This is a genomic window from Pantoea sp. SGAir0183 (assembly GCF_043545505.1).
Genome location: NZ_CP028053.1, coordinates 3,869,161 through 3,884,629 on the forward strand (window position 1 = coordinate 3,869,161; position 15,469 = coordinate 3,884,629).

The following is a 15,469-nucleotide window of genomic DNA, read 5'->3' on the forward strand; positions in this document are numbered from 1 at the left end:
GCTTTAATCCGCAGAAACAATAATTTGTTGCAGGTTGTAAAGGGTGATCAACGACTGCAGTTTGTCACCGATGCCAACAAACTGCAGCGCGCCGCCCTGCTGCGAGACGATTTCCCGCAGGTGGACCAACAGCGCCAGGCCTGAGGTATCCACCCGTTCCAGAGCCGAAACGTCGATCAGCGTCGCCCCGCTAATCAACGTTTCACGCTGCTCCCAGAGATCCAGCAGCGTGTCACGATCCAGCTCACCTTCCAGCCGTAGCGTGTTCGCCTCGCGGCTCCAGTGCAGTGAGGGCTGCATTATTTGTTTTGATCCAGTGTGATTGGCTGTTTCGCTGACGCTTCAAGTTGCGCAGTCAGTGCATCAATCCCTTTCGTACGTAACAGATCGCCCCACTCATTTTGTTTCGTGGTGATCATGCTGACCCCTTCTGCGATCATATCGAACGCCTGCCAGTTACCGGTCTGGCTGTTTTTACGCCACTGGAAATCCAGCCGCACTGGCGGACGGCCCTGAGGATCGATAATCGTCACACGGATGGCGACAATATTGGCATTGCCCAGCGGTTTCGCAGGCTCGATCTGGTAAGTCTGACCGTGATAAAGCGCTAACGCCTGGCCATAGGCCTGAGCCAGATAATCACCAAAAGCCTTAAAATAGGCTTCGCGCTGTGCCGGTGTGGCTTCCCGATAGAAACGGCCCAGGACTAACGCCCCCGCATATTTAATCTGCACATAAGGCAGCAGCTCCTGGCGGACAATATCACGCAGGTAGTTGGGATCCTGCTTGATTTTCGCCTGCTCGCTTTTCAGGCGGGTAAAAGTTTTATTAGCCGCTTCATTCATCAACGTATAAGGATTGCTTTGATCGGCTGCTGTCGCCGCCAATGGCGCGATCGCCAGCATGGCAATCATCAGAAAACGTTTAAACATCATGTTATCCCTCTGTTAAGGTTGAGCGGCTGCGGGAGCGGCAGTATCGCCGCCCTGCGCATCCTTACTGTCACCGGTTTGCTTGTTACCTTTGTTGTCGCCGCTTTTATACAGGAACTGGCCTATCAGGTCCTCCAGTACCATCGCCGACTTGGTATCGCGTATCGTGCCACCATCGTTTAACATCGCCGAGCCCAGCTCAGGATCGTCAAAGCCAACGTTTAACGACAGAAACTGCTCGCCCAGCAAGCCCTGAGTACGGATGGCCAGTGAACTGGTGTCCGGAATCTGGTTGGCATACTTGTCGCTGATATCCATCGTGACGCGTGGCAGTAATGTTTTCGGTTCAAGTGAAATATCTGTCACCCGACCAATCACGACACCACCAATTTTAACAGGCGAACTGACTTTCAGGCCGCCGATATTATCGAAGGTGGCATACAGCTTCCAGGTGGGTTCTGTCCCCAGCGATTTAAGATCCGCCACGCGCAGGCAAAGGAACAGCACCGCTAACAGTGCCATGATCATAAAAACGCCAACCCAAATTTCGCTTTTTTTGCTTTGCATCGCATCAATTCCCAAACATCAGTGCTGTCAGCACAAAATCTAAACCGAGGACCGCCAGTGATGCATGCACCACGGTGCGCGTCGTGGCGCGACTAATACCTTCAGAGGTCGGAATCGCATCGTAACCATTAAACAGCGCGATCCAGGTAACCGTGACGGCAAAAACGGCGCTTTTAATAATGCAGTTAACCACATCGCTACGAAAATCGACGGCATTTTGCATCGCCGACCAGAAGAAGCCAGGGTCAATACCTTTCCAGCTCACGCCCACCAGCGCGCCGCCGGTAATCCCTACGGCGGTGAAGATGAGTGCCAGCAGCGGCATGCTGATAAAGCCTGCCCAAAAACGTGGTGAGACAACACGGCGCAGAGGATCGACCGCCATCATCTCCATGCTGGACAGCTGTTCCGTGGCCTTCATCAGCCCAATCTCAGCCGTTAACGCCGACCCTGCCCGACCTGCAAACAGCAGGGCTGTGACAACCGGCCCCAGTTCACGTAGCAATGACAGTGCCACCAACATGCCCAGGCTGGTTTCTGCACCATAGGTGTTTAATACCAGATAGCCCTGCAACCCCAGCACCATGCCGATAAATAACCCGGAGACCACAATGATCACCAAAGACAGGACGCCAATGCTGTAGAGTTGTTTGACTAACAGCGGGGAGTGTTTGCGAAACGCGGGTTTACCGACCAGCGCATGAAAAAGCATCAATCCGGCACGCCCAAAGCTGGCGCAGGTTCCAATCCCCCGACGTCCTAATGACGCCAGTGCTTTTAACAACATCAGCTTAGCTTCTCCCTGACCCGGTTAAATCGGCCAAATAATCGCCCGCCGGAAAACGAAACGGTACGGGCCCGTCCGCGATGCCGTCGATAAACTGGCGCACGCGTGGGTCATTGTTGGCACGCAAATCGGGCGTGGTCCCGTGCGCGATAATTTTTTGTCCCGCCACGATATAAGCATAATCGGCAATACTTAACACTTCAGGCACGTCATGCGACACCACAATGCATGTCAGTCCCAGTGCATGGTTAAGCTCATCAATCAGTTTGACCAGTACGCCCATCGTAATAGGATCCTGACCCACAAACGGCTCATCGAACATAATTAACTCGGGCTCCAGAGCAATAGCCCGAGCCAGAGCCACTCTGCGCGCCATTCCGCCCGAAAGCTCCGCAGGTTTCAGCTGCGCGGCACCCCGTAAGCCCACGGCTTCCAGCTTCATCATGACTGTGCTGTGCAGAAGCGCCGCCGGCAACCGTGTATGTTCACGAAGCGGCCAGGCCACATTTTCGTAGACGGTTAAATCAGTAAAAAGTGCACCGGACTGAAACAGCATGCTCATCTTTTTACGCGCTTCATACAATCGGGTGCGCGACAATGTCGGAATGTTCTCGTCCCGGAACCAGATCTCGCCGCTGTCAGGCTGAAGTTGCCCGCCAATCAAGCGCAGCAGCGTTGTTTTCCCGATCCCTGACGGCCCCATGATCGCCGTCACTTTGCCTTTGGGTACCGTAAGGGAAATATCGTCGAAAATTTTGCGATCGCCACGTGAGAAACTCACGCCACGAACCTCAACCAGGTTCGTTTTTTGTTGGATCATTATCACCTCTATTACGGATCGGGCGTAAACATAGGGTACGATGGTAGCCTGTTAAGGTTAAACGCACGATAGCTTTACAGAAACTTAATGCAAAGATTTGGCGAAAACGGTCATAAAATTTACTTTTGTCGCTCGGACGGTCAAAATCAGCGCCTGTTTTGTCACATCGAACCTGAAGGCAAGCCAACAGGGGTTTTAAGCAAGGATTTTTCATGTTCGTCGCAACCGCACTGCTGATTATCGGACTGCTTTTACTGGCTTATGGTGCCGATCGTCTGGTGTTTAGTGCTGCAATACTTTGCCGATCGTTCGGGATCCCACCGTTAATCATCGGCATGACCGTCGTCAGTATCGGTACCTCGCTTCCGGAGATCATCCTTTCCTTCTCCGCTGCGCAGTATGGCCAAATGGATCTGGCGGTGGGCACCGCGCTTGGTTCGAACATCACCAATATACTTTTGATTCTCGGCGGCGCGGCGCTGTTGCATCCGCTCAGCATCCATTCCAACTTAATTCGCCGTGAACTGCCGCTGATGGTGCTGGTCTCATTACTGAGCGGTATTACGCTGTTTGATAACTATCTTAGTCGACTGGACGGTATCGCCCTGATTGCCATCGCCGCGATTTATCTGATTGTGACTATTCGCATCGCGCGTAAAGCAGAAAATGACAATAACGATACGCTGACGCGTGAACAACTGGCTGAGCTGCCACGCGAAGAGACGGGTAACACCGTGGCCTTTCTCTGGCTGGCTGTCGCCCTGATTATCCTGCCCATGTCAACACACATGGTGATTGATAATGCGACGGTCTTTGCCGACTACTTTGGCGTGAGTGAACTGGTTATGGGGCTGACGCTTATCGCCGTCGGCACCAGTCTGCCGGAGCTGGCCACGGTCATCGCCGGTGCGTTGAAAGGCGAAGATGATATTGCGATTGGCAACCTGATTGGGGCCAATATTTATAACCTCGCTATCGTGTTGGGCCTGCCGGCACTGATTCACCCCGGCAGCGTCGATTATCACGCTTTTGCACGCGATTACTGGATAATGCTTGGCGTAAGCGTACTGTTCGCCATGCTTTGTCTGTTGCGCCACCGCCGCATTGGCCGTACGGCGGGGACGCTTTTACTCTGTGGTTTCTTCGTCTGGGTAACGTTGCTGTGGCTACAGCCAGCGTTTATGGGCGGCTAAAAAGGACAGATTTGCCATGTCACATCAGCAACCAACGGTAGAGTTTGATTTTCAGCGAGCCGGTAAAACGGTTCTGCGCATTGAGCGTGAAGGCCTTGAGCAGCTTGACCAGTATATCAACGAGGCCTTTTCCGACGCCTGCGCCATGATTTATGCCTGTAAGGGCAAAGTGGTGGTTATGGGCATGGGCAAGTCAGGTCATATTGGTAAAAAAATGGCGGCGACCTTTGCCAGCACCGGCACGCCGGCTTTCTTTGTGCATCCAGCGGAAGCCAGCCACGGCGACCTGGGAATGGTGGGTAAAGACGACGTGGTGCTTGCCATTTCGAATAGCGGTGAATCCAGCGAGATTCTGGCGCTGATTCCGGTGGTGAAACGCCAGCAGATTAAACTGATCTGCCTGACCAGTCGACCTGAAAGCGCCATGGCCCGGGCGGCAGATATCCATCTTTGCGTCAAGGTGCCGCAGGAAGCCTGTCCGATGGGACTGGCCCCCACGACCAGTACCACCGCAGCTCTGGTGATGGGCGATGCACTGGCGGTCTCCCTGCTGGAGGCACGCGGCTTCACGCCTGAAGATTTCGCGCTGTCGCATCCGGGCGGTGCGCTGGGCCGTAAACTGCTGCTGCACGTGAGCGACATCATGCACAGCGGTGATGAGTTACCGCACGTCACGCGGGATGCATCATTGCGAGATGCGTTGCTGGAGATAACCCGTAAAAATCTGGGCCTGACAGTGATTGTTGACGATTTGATGAAGATTGAAGGCGTTTTTACTGATGGTGACCTGCGCCGCATCTTTGATATGGGCATCGATTTTCAAAAAGCGACCATTGCAGAAGTCATGACGCGTGGCGGCATCCGCGTACGTCCGAACGTGCTGGCCGTCGATGCACTGAATTTAATGCAAACCAAAAACATTACCTCCCTGCTGGTAGCCGATGACGACCATCTGCTGGGTGTGGTACATATGCATGACATGCTGCGCGCAGGCGTAGTGTAAACAGGAAGACACAATGCAGTCTGAGATTGCCACTATAGAAACATGTTACGGCCCGGTCAGTGCCGACATTATGGCCCGTGCCGGGCACATTCGCCTGCTGATTTGCGATGTGGACGGCGTGATGTCTGATGGCCTGATCTACATGGGTAACAGTGGAGAAGAACTGAAAACCTTTAATGTGCGCGACGGTTACGGCATTCGTTGCCTGCTGACCTCGGACATTGAAGTGGCTATTATTACCGGCCGCACCGCCCGGTTACTGGAAGACCGCTGCAAAACGCTGGGGATTCGCCATCTTTATCAGGGGCAATCAGATAAGCTTTTGGCCTATCGCGAACTTCTGGATACACTGTCGCTCTCTGACGAGCAGGTGGCTTATATTGGTGACGATCTGATCGACTGGCCAGTTATGGCAAAAGTAGGGCTCAGCGTAGCGGTGGCCGATGCGCACCCGCTGCTGTTAGCGCGAGCGCGTTACGTCACACGTATCGCCGGTGGGCGCGGCGCAGTGCGTGAACTGTGCGATCTCATTTTGATGGCGCAAAATAAATTTGAGGATGCCAAAGGGCAATCAGTATGAGTAAAAGCAGGCGTTGGATAACGTTGGGGCTGGCCTTGATTGCGCTGGTGCTCATTGGCTGGAATTTCACTAACCGGGACAGCGACGATGGCGCACCGGTAATGAATAATGATCAAACGCCAACCTACACCAGTGCCAATTCGCATACCGTAGTTTACAACCCTCAGGGTGGCCTGGCTTATAAGCTGATCTCGGACAAAGTTACGTATTTCGAAAATACGGGAACCAGCTGGTTTGATAATCCGGTCATGACAACCTACGACGAGAATAAAATGCCGACCTGGACGGTACGTTCAGATAAAGCAAAGCTCACTAAAGATCGTATGCTGTATTTATATGGTCATGTTGAGCTGAATGCGCTGGCGCCAGATTCTGAACTGGAGCGCATCAAAACGGATAACGCTCAGGTCAATCTTGTCACTCAGGACGTCGCCTCGGACGATCAGGTGACGTTATATGGCCGCAGTTTTAACTCTACCGGCATGAAAATGCGTGGAAATTTACGGACAAAGCAAGCCGAGTTACTCGAAAAGGTCAAAACCTCTTATGAAATTCAAAATGAACAAAAACAGCATTAAGTTTTTACTGGCCAGCCTGCTGCTTGCAGCCAGCCTGCCGGCGCTGGCGCTGACCGGTGACTCGGACAAACCCGTTAATATCGACTCTGAAAATCAGTCGCTGGACCTGCAAGGCAACGTCGCGACCTTTACCGGTAATGTGGTCGTAACTCAGGGGTCGATCAAGATTACGGCAGATAAAGTCGTGGTGACCCGTCCGGGCGGCGACAGCAAAAAAACTATCGTTGATGCCTACGGCAATCCGGCGACCTTCTATCAGATGCAGGACAACGGTAAACCGGTACAGGGACACGCGTCCAAACTGCATTACGAGCTTGCTAATGACTTTGTTGAGCTGACGGGCAATGCGTACATTGAGCAGTTGGACAGCAATATTAAAGGCGACCGCATTACTTACCTGGTCAAAGAGCAAAAAATGCAGGCTTACAGCCAGGGCCAGAGCAAGCGCGTAACCACAGTTCTGGTGCCGTCGCAGTTGCAGGACAAGCCCGCGTCAACCAATAGCGAAAAAAAGAGTAACTGATCACTATGGCCACATTAATCGCAGAGAACCTGGCGAAGGCGTACAAAGGCCGTCGCGTGGTTGAAGACGTCAGTCTGCAGGTAAAATCCGGTGAAATCGTCGGCCTGCTCGGCCCAAACGGTGCCGGTAAAACCACCACCTTCTATATGGTGGTCGGGATTGTTCCGCGCGATGCGGGCCGCATTGTCATCGACGATGAAGACATCAGTATTCTGCCGCTCCACGCGCGTGCGCGTCGCGGTATCGGCTACCTGCCCCAGGAAGCGTCAATCTTCCGGCGTCTGAGCGTTTACGACAACCTGATGGCCGTGCTGCAAATTCGTGATGATTTAACCGAAGAACAGCGACAGGATCGGGCGAATGAGCTCATGGATGAGTTCCATATTGCACATCTGCGCGACAATATGGGACAGTCACTGTCGGGCGGTGAACGTCGCCGTGTGGAAATTGCCCGTGCGCTGGCCGCAAATCCCAAATTCATTCTGCTGGATGAGCCTTTTGCCGGTGTTGACCCGATTTCCGTTATTGATATCAAAAAGATTATTGAACATCTGCGCGACAGTGGGCTTGGCGTGTTAATCACTGACCACAACGTGCGTGAAACGCTGGCGGTCTGTGAACGGGCCTATATTGTCAGCCAGGGCAACCTGATTGCTCACGGTACGCCGAATGAAGTCCTTGCAGATGAGCAGGTTAAACGTGTTTATTTGGGTGAAGAGTTCAGACTCTGATAAGGTGTCGTTAATACTGATGGTTACCCGGGAATATTCATCCTGTCTATGAAGCAAGGTTTACAACTCCGGCTCAGCCAGCAACTGGCGATGACCCCACAACTGCAACAGGCGATACGTCTGTTGCAGCTTTCTACGCTTGAACTTCAGCAAGAGCTACAGCTGGCCCTGGAAAGTAATCCCCTGCTTGAACAGACTGAACAGCATGAAGAAATAGACGCAAAAGAGTATCAGGAAGGCGAAGCGGGACTTGATACGCGTGAAGCGCTGGAACAAAAGGATATGCCCGAAGAGCTGCCGCTCGACGCGACCTGGGATGAAATCTATACCGCGGGAACGCCATCAGGAACCGGTACGGACTATCAGGATGACGAACTGCCCATCTACCAGGGCGAAACCACCCAGTCGCTGCAAGATTATCTGATGTGGCAGGTTGAGCTGACGCCGTTTAGCGATACCGATCGGGCGATCGCGACGTCCATCGTCGATGCCATTGACGATACGGGTTATCTTACCGTTTCGCTTGAAGACATTCTCGACAGTATCGGCGACGATGAGCTGGAAATGGACGAAGTTGAGGCCGTTTTAAAGCGCATTCAACATTTTGATCCGATCGGCGTAGGTGCACGTGATTTGCGTGATTGCCTGCTGGTACAGTTGTCGCAGTATGCGCCTGAAACGCCAACGCTCTCTGAAGCCCGCCTGATCGTCAGCCATCATCTGGATCTGCTGGCCAACCATGATTTCCGCAGCCTGATGCGCGTCACGCGTTTAAAAGAAGACGTACTGAAAGAGGCAATGCTGCTGATTCAGTCGCTCGATCCACGTCCGGGCCAGTCGATCAATACTGGCGAACCTGAATACGTTATTCCTGATGTGCTGGTCCGTAAAGTTGCGACGCGCTGGACGGTGGAACTCAATACCGACAGTCTGCCGCGGCTTAAAATCAACCAGCACTATGCCGCCATGGGCGGTGCTGCGCGTAATGACAGTGACAGTCAGTTTATCCGCAGTAATTTGCAGGAGGCGCGCTGGCTGATCAAAAGTCTGGAAAGCCGCAATGAGACGCTGTTAAAAGTCTCACGCTGCATTGTTGAACAGCAACAGGCCTTTTTTGAGCAGGGCGAAGAGTTTATGCGTCCGATGGTGCTGGCCGATATTGCCCAGGCGGTGGATATGCATGAATCCACGATTTCCCGCGTCACCACGCAAAAATATCTTCACAGCCCGCGTGGCATTTTTGAACTGAAGTATTTTTTCTCCAGTCATGTTAATACTGAAGGAGGAGGCGAAGCCTCATCTACTGCGATACGGGCACTGGTAAAAAAATTAATCTCGGCGGAAAATCCCGCTAAGCCCTTGAGTGACAGTAAACTGACCTCCATGTTATCTGATCAAGGGATCATAGTGGCACGTCGTACCGTTGCAAAATATCGAGAGTCTTTGTCCATACCGCCTTCAAACCAACGTAAGCAGTTGGTTTAACAGAGAGAAGGAAGACCTATGCAGCTGAACCTTACCGGGCAAAATGTTGAAATCACCGAGCCACTGCGTGAATTCGTCACAGCGAAATTTGCCAAACTGGAACACTACTTTGATCATATCAACCAGGTATATGTTGTCCTGAACGTTGAGAAGGTGACACAGGTTGCTGATGCCACATTGCACGTTAACGGGGGCGAGCTGCACGCCACATCGGAAGCGGAAGATATGTATGCGGCAATTGACGGGCTGATTGACAAGCTGGCCCGTCAACTGACCAAATATAAAGACAAGTTAAAAAAACACTAACCTTCACGCTGGCAGGCGCGCCGGGCGCGCAGAGCTGAAAGGATGGGGCGGATTAACCGCCCCGTTTTGTCATCTGTGCCAGCGCCATGATTCCGCTACGTGATTACCGCGTACCGGTTTACTGGCTAAGTGAACTCGCAAGTGAAACGAAAATGAACAATGATTTAACACTGGAACTGAGCACAGTGCTTTCGCCAGACTGCACCCGCAGCAGCGTACACTGCCAAAGCAAAAAACGGGCGCTGGAAATTATCAGTGAACTGGCCGCTAAGCAGCTCAACCTGCCGCATCAAACGCTGTTTGAAGCGATACTGACCCGCGAGCGCATGGGAAGTACCGGTATTGGCAACGGTATTGCCATCCCGCATGGCAAGCTGGAGGAGGATACGTTACGTGCCGTCGGCGTCTTTATCAGCCTTGAGCAACCCATCGCATTTGATGCCGTGGATAATCAGCCTGTCGATCTCCTTTTTGCGCTCCTCGTGCCCGCTGACCAGTGTAAAACTCACTTACATACACTGTCGTTAGTCGCCAAACGGCTGGCGGATAAAACGGTTTGCCGCCGTCTGCGTGCTGCGCAGAGCGATGAAGAGCTGTATGCCATCATTACCGAAGAACAAACAGAGCAATAAAGCGCGTGATTTACCGGCGTGAGCCGGCTTTAAAACGGGAGAGAAGGTCATGGTGCTGATGATCGTCAGCGGTCGGTCAGGCTCAGGAAAATCAGTGGCGCTGCGCGCGCTGGAAGACATGGGTTTTTACTGCGTGGATAACCTGCCGGTCGTGTTGTTGCCTCAGCTGGCAGAATCACTGGTTGAGCGCAATATCTCAGCGGCGGTGAGTATCGATGTGCGTAACATGCCTGAGTCGCCTGAAATTTTTGAAACCGCGCTCAATAATCTGCCTTCCGGATTCTCGCCCCAGTTGCTGTTTCTTGATGCCGACCGCAATACGCTGATCCGCCGTTACAGTGATACGCGTCGCCTCCATCCCCTGTCCAGCAAAAATCTGTCGCTGGAAAGCGCGATTGATGAAGAGAGTGACCTGCTCGAGCCGCTGCGCTCGCGTGCCGATTTGATCATTGATACGTCAGAGATGTCGGTGCATGAACTGGCTGAGATGTTGCGTACCCGCTTACTGGGTAAACGCGAGCGGGAGCTGACTATGGTGTTTGAGTCGTTTGGCTTCAAACATGGTATTCCCATTGATGCGGACTACGTCTTTGACGTGCGTTTCCTGCCCAATCCACACTGGGATCCCAAACTGCGCCCGATGACGGGGCTGGATCGTCCCGTCGCGGCTTTTCTGGATCGTCATACCGAAGTCCATAACTTCATTTATCAGACGCGCAGTTATCTGGAACTCTGGCTGCCCATGCTGGAAACGAACAACCGCAGCTATCTCACCGTGGCGATTGGTTGCACCGGTGGCAAACACCGCTCGGTGTATATTGCTGAACAGCTCGCTGATTATTTCCGCTCGCGGGGTAAAAATGTACAGTCCCGTCATCGCACACTGGAAAAACGTAAATCATGACCGTTAAGCAAACCGTGGAAATCAGAAACAAGCTGGGCATGCATGCACGCCCCGCCATGAAGCTGTTTGAACTGGTGCAAAGTTTCGATGCCGAAGTGCTGTTACGCAACGAGGCCGGCACAGAAGCCGAAGCCAGCAGCGTTATCGCGTTGCTGATGCTGGATTCCGCCAAGGGCGGCCATATTGAGATCGAAGCCAGCGGCCCCCAGGAAACTGACGCGCTGGCCGCCGTCATTGAACTCTTCGAAGCCGGCTTCGACGAAGAGTAACATCAGTCCAGATGATTGCGCTGCAGGAAGCCCTCTCCTCCCAGTTGGCGCATCTGTCGGAGTATCCATTGCTGGCGCTGGCGCACATAGCCTGACGGCGCGTCGGCACGAAAGCGCAGCGGATTAGGTAAAACGGCCGCCAGTAACGCCGCTTCTGACATGGTTAAACGACTGGCAGGCTTATTGAAAAAACGCCGGGACGCCGCCTCAACACCAAAGGTCCCTTTACCAAACTCCGCGATATTCAGATAAACCGTTAAGATCCGGCGTTTAGTCCAAACGGTTTCCAGGCCGACCGTCAGACCCGCTTCCAGTCCTTTACGCACCCAGCTACGTCCATCCCACAAAAACAGATTTTTAGCCGTTTGCTGTGACAGCGTTGACGCACCGCGCATCCGGTTATCATCGCTGTCCAGTACAGACTGAATGGCTGCCACATCAAAGCCCCAGTGGTGAGGAAAGTTTTGATCTTCCGACGCGATAACGGCCAGCCTTATCCAGGGCGACATCGCCTGTGTCCCCACCCAATCCGAATGTGAGACATAGCTGAAATCGCCACGCAACCAGGCACCGATTTGGCGTTCAGCCATCACGGCAGAGAAAGGCACCGGGAGAAAGGAAAAAAGTAAAATACCTGCCAGCCACAGCCCTGCCCAAATCAGCAGAATGCGCAGCACAATGCGCTTTACACCCTGCCAAAGCTTCCCTTTATGCTTACTCATACAATCGTCTCATCATTATGTCGTTTTTTAATTAATTTCAGGTGTAATCACCCCTGATGATAAAAAGCGTTCCTGAAAAATTCGCCGTCCGGGCCTGTAACCTTTATGATATGGCAAAGAAAATGCATCTGCGATGCAACAATAGTATGAATGAGTTCAATAAGTTCCCTCAAAAAGGAATCGGTTCCATTTACGAAGTCTCACACCATTCCTTGCAGGGCGATGATAATAATTCGTGATAATTGCAGCCATCAATGTTTCACAAAACTTATATTTTATTTCGGGCGCGCCTGAACACAGGTTGCAGCAATGCGGCAGGCATTAACGTACTTATGGCATTTCTTCACCGCAATACATGTTTTTTTATTAATACGTTTCCCCAAACATTACAAACTTTTCTATTGATAAAACCTTTTAAGCACCAGGGCGGATGACGTTTTCCGAAACGTTTTGGACCTTCCTGACCCGATCCTTTCATTATTCTTTATTATCATAAGCTTATAGCCAATTTAGTTCGCATCAGTGACGAATCATTTGTGTTAAGAGGCTTAACACAGGCTTTGTTAACAAATTTGGGTTAAACCCGTACAAAAAACAGAACTTTTGTTCAAAAAACAACCAATGTAACGGTAAAATTGATTCCTTTCTTGACTATGTTGGCAAATTAATGTTTCCTGTATTTAAACGCTGTTCAACATCACAAATTTTAATGAATCTTGTCACAAGCTAATTCGAATTTGATAAGGTGTTGCATGTGTTAACCAATACCCGTTGTTGCCTTGAAAAACACTAAGCATAGCAGCAGCGACTTTTTCCCTGGTGTTGGCGCAGTATTAGCGCACCCCGGCCTCGGCTGGGGTCATTTTTTTTGGATCACCGCTGTTTCTCAGCCACCCACTCGCGCAATATCTGCACATCGTGCCGCCATTCACGCTTCAGCTCTTCCACCCATTCGCCCACGTTATCCCACCAGGCCGGTAATTCTGGGCTTTGAATTTGTTTCGCGATCTGTTGCAGATGCTGCAGACCGACAGAACCCGCCGCTCCCTTAATTTTGTGGCCCTCTTCAGCAATGCCTTTTTCGTCGCGTGCCATCAGGTTGGAGTCCAGTACATCGAGGTAGCCTGGCATCATCTGTTCGAAGATGGTCAGGCTTTGCGTAATCAGACCGGGTCCCACCAGCTCCAGATACTGTTCAAGCATTGGAATGTCCAGCAAGGTATCGGACTGAAGACTGCCCGTCGTCATAACGGCCTGATCATCGTTTCCGGGTTGGTCATCCCAAAACTTTTTGATGATGGCCGTTAACGCAGGTACGGCAAGCGGTTTACTGAGCACATCGTCCATGCCCGCATCAAAATACTCTTTTTTGTCTTTCAATACGTTGGCGGTTAAGGCAACCAGCGGCGGCAAATGTGCATCAGGATACCGTTGACGAATGGCACGCGACACGTCCATGCCAGTCATGTCTGGTAACTGAATATCCAGCAGCACCAAATCGAACTCCAGCGGGTCAAACATCTCAAGCGCTGCTTGCCCCGTCATGGCAACGTCCACGCTGCATCCCAGTTTTTCCAGAACCGAGCGTGCCACAATGACGTTCAGCTCAATGTCTTCCACCAACAGCACGTGCAGGGCCGGAAGCGGCAGCGTATCGTCAACGCCTTCATCTTCTACTTCCTCGGCAATACGCGGCGCTTTAATCACCACGGTAAAACAGGAGCCCTGGCCCGGTGCACTACTGACGCTGATATCTCCGCCCATCGCCTGCGCCAGACGGCGGGAGACCGCCAGGCCGATACCGGTTCCGGTTGCCGGTTTGCCGCCATGCTGATCGGTAACCTGATAATACATGGCAAAAATTTTGTCCTGCTCTTCCTCGCGAATGCCCTGCCCGGAATCCTGTACCTCAAAGCGCAGCGTTTCATCCTGTTCATAGGCGATACGCACGATGATTTCACCCTGCTGAGTAAACTTCACGGCATTACCGATCAGGTTCCACAGGATCTGCCGTAGTCGTGTACCATCCGTTGAGATTTTATGGGGCAGCGGTAACTGCGGGGCCATGACAAACTTCAGGCCTTTTGGCTGCGCCAGCAAGCCAGAGAGATTCTCCAGATCGGCCAGGAAACTGGTGAAATCCAGCGGCTGGTTGTCCAGCTGTACCTTGCGTCGCTCGATTTTGTCTACTTCGATGACGTCGTTAAAGATATTGCCCAGGGTGATGGCAGAGACATGGATGGTTTTCAGGTACTTGAGCTGCTCCTGATTCAGATCGGTATCCAGCAAAATGCGGCTCAGACCGACAATGCCGTTAAGCGGCGTACGAAGCTCGTGGCTGATCGTAGAGATAAAGGTGGTCTTTTCCCGGCTCGCGTTCTCCAGCGCGTCCTGATAGCGTTTACGTTCGGTTATATCGCGGCCAAAGCCCATCAGGCCGCTGCGCTTACCGACCCGGTCGTAATAGGGCACTTTACGAATTTCAAAACAGGCTTTCCGCCCATCGGGATACTGCAGCCACTGCTCATAGGTGAGCGAGACGTTATGACGAAAGACTTTTTCATCGGTTTCCAACACTTTAGTCGCCGTGTCATTGTCATAAATATCATGTGGTGTGAGCCCGATAAGCTGTTTTTCACTTTTACCGGTCAGCAGCTCCATGGCGCGGTTACAGCCTGAGAACTGCTTGTCGATATTGCGATAAAAGACCAGATCTGGCGATGCATCCAGAAAAGAGCGCAGGAAAGACGACTGTTGTTCCAGCTCTATTTGCGCCTGCTCGCGCCGCGCCACCTCTTCGCGTAGCTTAGCCATGACCTGCTCACGTGCCTGCTCCGCTTTTTTACGATCGGCAATTTCCTGATTGAGTCGGGAAATGGTCTCTTTCATCTGCTGATTCAGCTCAAGATCGCGCGTACGCATTTCTTCCAGCTTATCCACCAGCCTGGCAAGACGCTGGCGTGACTCTTCCAGCTGATCGACCACCACGGAAAGAAAATAAACCGCCCAGGGCGTGATCAACAGACCGAAAAAGACCGAGCGCACCATATCAATACTTTCGACATGACCACGCAGTACCATGGTCACCGCCATCTGCACAATCATGGCCAGCACGACCAGTGCAGACGCCAGCAGCAGCGAAAAACGGATCAGGCCAAGCTTGACCATTAAATCAACATAATATTGCGCCAGCAGGCGAATCTGTTTCATAAACACTCCCTGGGTGAGAACAGCCACATGATAGCGTATTTACGTCACCGTCGTCTTAGTGCATCCGGCGAGATCGCGACCGTCATGCACTTATATGGTGCAAAACGCCATTGCTTCGCCGACGTTTGCCCCATTATTGCTAAAACCCTTGACTAATTGTGCTAACTCAATGAATCTGTAGGGCCGTCTGGTAAACAGGCGCGCGTATCCAACCTCTTCTTTTCCGT

18 protein-coding genes are annotated in these 15,469 nt (G+C 52.2%); 11 read left to right on the forward strand and 7 right to left on the reverse strand.

The window, feature by feature from the left end:
- Nucleotides 1-3 precede the first annotated feature (3 nt).
- The 5 genes from mlaB to mlaF are packed head-to-tail and all read right to left on the reverse strand — an operon-like array spanning nt 4 to nt 3,106.
- Nucleotides 4-300, reverse strand: a complete 297-nt coding sequence (gene mlaB, locus C1N59_RS17975; RefSeq protein WP_006121745.1) for a lipid asymmetry maintenance protein MlaB — start codon at nt 298-300, stop codon at nt 4-6.
- Nucleotides 300-932: a phospholipid-binding protein MlaC gene (gene mlaC / locus C1N59_RS17980; RefSeq protein WP_006121744.1), complete on the reverse strand. Its 633-nt coding sequence runs from the start codon at nt 930-932 to the stop codon at nt 300-302. Before mlaC ends, mlaB begins: the two co-directional genes overlap by 1 nt.
- A gap of 15 nt (nt 933-947) precedes the next feature.
- The gene (gene mlaD, locus C1N59_RS17985) at nt 948-1,499 is read right to left on the reverse strand and encodes an outer membrane lipid asymmetry maintenance protein MlaD (protein WP_006121743.1); all 552 of its coding nucleotides are present in this window, start codon (nt 1,497-1,499) and stop codon (nt 948-950) included.
- A gap of 4 nt (nt 1,500-1,503) precedes the next feature.
- The gene (mlaE, locus tag C1N59_RS17990) at nt 1,504-2,286 is read right to left on the reverse strand and encodes a lipid asymmetry maintenance ABC transporter permease subunit MlaE (RefSeq protein ID WP_394549994.1); all 783 of its coding nucleotides are present in this window, start codon (nt 2,284-2,286) and stop codon (nt 1,504-1,506) included.
- Nucleotides 2,287-2,290: 4 nt separating this feature from the next.
- Nucleotides 2,291-3,106: a phospholipid ABC transporter ATP-binding protein MlaF gene (mlaF, locus tag C1N59_RS17995; protein WP_006121741.1), complete on the reverse strand. Its 816-nt coding sequence runs from the start codon at nt 3,104-3,106 to the stop codon at nt 2,291-2,293.
- 212 nt (nt 3,107-3,318) lie between these two features.
- Here mlaF and C1N59_RS18000 point away from each other — a divergent pair, with 212 nt between their 5' ends.
- From C1N59_RS18000 to npr, 11 genes are all read left to right on the forward strand, one after another.
- Nucleotides 3,319-4,299, forward strand: coding sequence for a calcium/sodium antiporter (locus C1N59_RS18000; RefSeq protein ID WP_006121740.1), 981 nt, complete (start codon nt 3,319-3,321; stop codon nt 4,297-4,299).
- A gap of 16 nt (nt 4,300-4,315) precedes the next feature.
- A complete protein-coding gene (gene kdsD, locus C1N59_RS18005; RefSeq protein WP_006121739.1) occupies nt 4,316-5,302 on the forward strand; it encodes an arabinose-5-phosphate isomerase KdsD in 987 nt (328 codons plus the stop codon).
- A 13-nt stretch (nt 5,303-5,315) separates the two neighbouring features.
- Complete coding sequence (gene kdsC, locus C1N59_RS18010) at nt 5,316-5,882, forward strand: 3-deoxy-manno-octulosonate-8-phosphatase KdsC (RefSeq protein WP_054634603.1); 567 nt, start codon at nt 5,316-5,318, stop codon at nt 5,880-5,882.
- Nucleotides 5,879-6,460: an LPS export ABC transporter periplasmic protein LptC gene (gene lptC / locus C1N59_RS18015; RefSeq protein WP_006121737.1), complete on the forward strand. Its 582-nt coding sequence runs from the start codon at nt 5,879-5,881 to the stop codon at nt 6,458-6,460. Before kdsC ends, lptC begins: the two co-directional genes overlap by 4 nt.
- Nucleotides 6,429-6,983: a lipopolysaccharide ABC transporter substrate-binding protein LptA gene (gene lptA, locus C1N59_RS18020; RefSeq protein WP_033739170.1), complete on the forward strand. Its 555-nt coding sequence runs from the start codon at nt 6,429-6,431 to the stop codon at nt 6,981-6,983. The genes lptC and lptA overlap by 32 nt, the downstream gene beginning before the upstream one ends.
- A 5-nt stretch (nt 6,984-6,988) precedes the next feature.
- Nucleotides 6,989-7,714 carry an LPS export ABC transporter ATP-binding protein gene (gene lptB / locus C1N59_RS18025; RefSeq protein ID WP_006121735.1) on the forward strand — a complete coding sequence of 242 codons (726 nt, stop codon included), beginning with the start codon at nt 6,989-6,991 and terminating at the stop codon, nt 7,712-7,714.
- A 48-nt stretch (nt 7,715-7,762) separates the two neighbouring features.
- Complete coding sequence (gene rpoN / locus C1N59_RS18030) at nt 7,763-9,199, forward strand: RNA polymerase factor sigma-54 (protein WP_033739167.1); 1,437 nt, start codon at nt 7,763-7,765, stop codon at nt 9,197-9,199.
- Between the two features lie 18 nt (nt 9,200-9,217).
- Nucleotides 9,218-9,505, forward strand: coding sequence for a ribosome hibernation promoting factor (hpf, locus tag C1N59_RS18035; protein ID WP_006121733.1), 288 nt, complete (start codon nt 9,218-9,220; stop codon nt 9,503-9,505).
- A gap of 152 nt (nt 9,506-9,657) precedes the next feature.
- Nucleotides 9,658-10,137 carry a PTS IIA-like nitrogen regulatory protein PtsN gene (ptsN, locus tag C1N59_RS18040; protein WP_033739256.1) on the forward strand — a complete coding sequence of 160 codons (480 nt, stop codon included), beginning with the start codon at nt 9,658-9,660 and terminating at the stop codon, nt 10,135-10,137.
- A 49-nt stretch (nt 10,138-10,186) separates the two neighbouring features.
- Nucleotides 10,187-11,041, forward strand: a complete 855-nt coding sequence (gene rapZ, locus C1N59_RS18045; RefSeq protein ID WP_006121731.1) for an RNase adapter RapZ — start codon at nt 10,187-10,189, stop codon at nt 11,039-11,041.
- Nucleotides 11,038-11,310, forward strand: a complete 273-nt coding sequence (gene npr / locus C1N59_RS18050; protein WP_006121730.1) for a PTS phosphocarrier protein NPr — start codon at nt 11,038-11,040, stop codon at nt 11,308-11,310. Before rapZ ends, npr begins: the two co-directional genes overlap by 4 nt.
- Nucleotides 11,311-11,312: 2 nt before the next feature.
- Here the strand turns inward: npr and mtgA are convergent, their stop codons facing one another.
- On the reverse strand, nt 11,313-12,032 hold the full coding sequence (gene mtgA, locus C1N59_RS18055) for a monofunctional biosynthetic peptidoglycan transglycosylase (protein WP_394549995.1): 720 nt from the start codon (nt 12,030-12,032) through the stop codon (nt 11,313-11,315).
- A gap of 873 nt (nt 12,033-12,905) precedes the next feature.
- Nucleotides 12,906-15,242, reverse strand: coding sequence for an aerobic respiration two-component sensor histidine kinase ArcB (gene arcB, locus C1N59_RS18060; protein ID WP_394549996.1), 2,337 nt, complete (start codon nt 15,240-15,242; stop codon nt 12,906-12,908).
- Between the last annotated feature and the right edge of the window lie 227 nt (nt 15,243-15,469).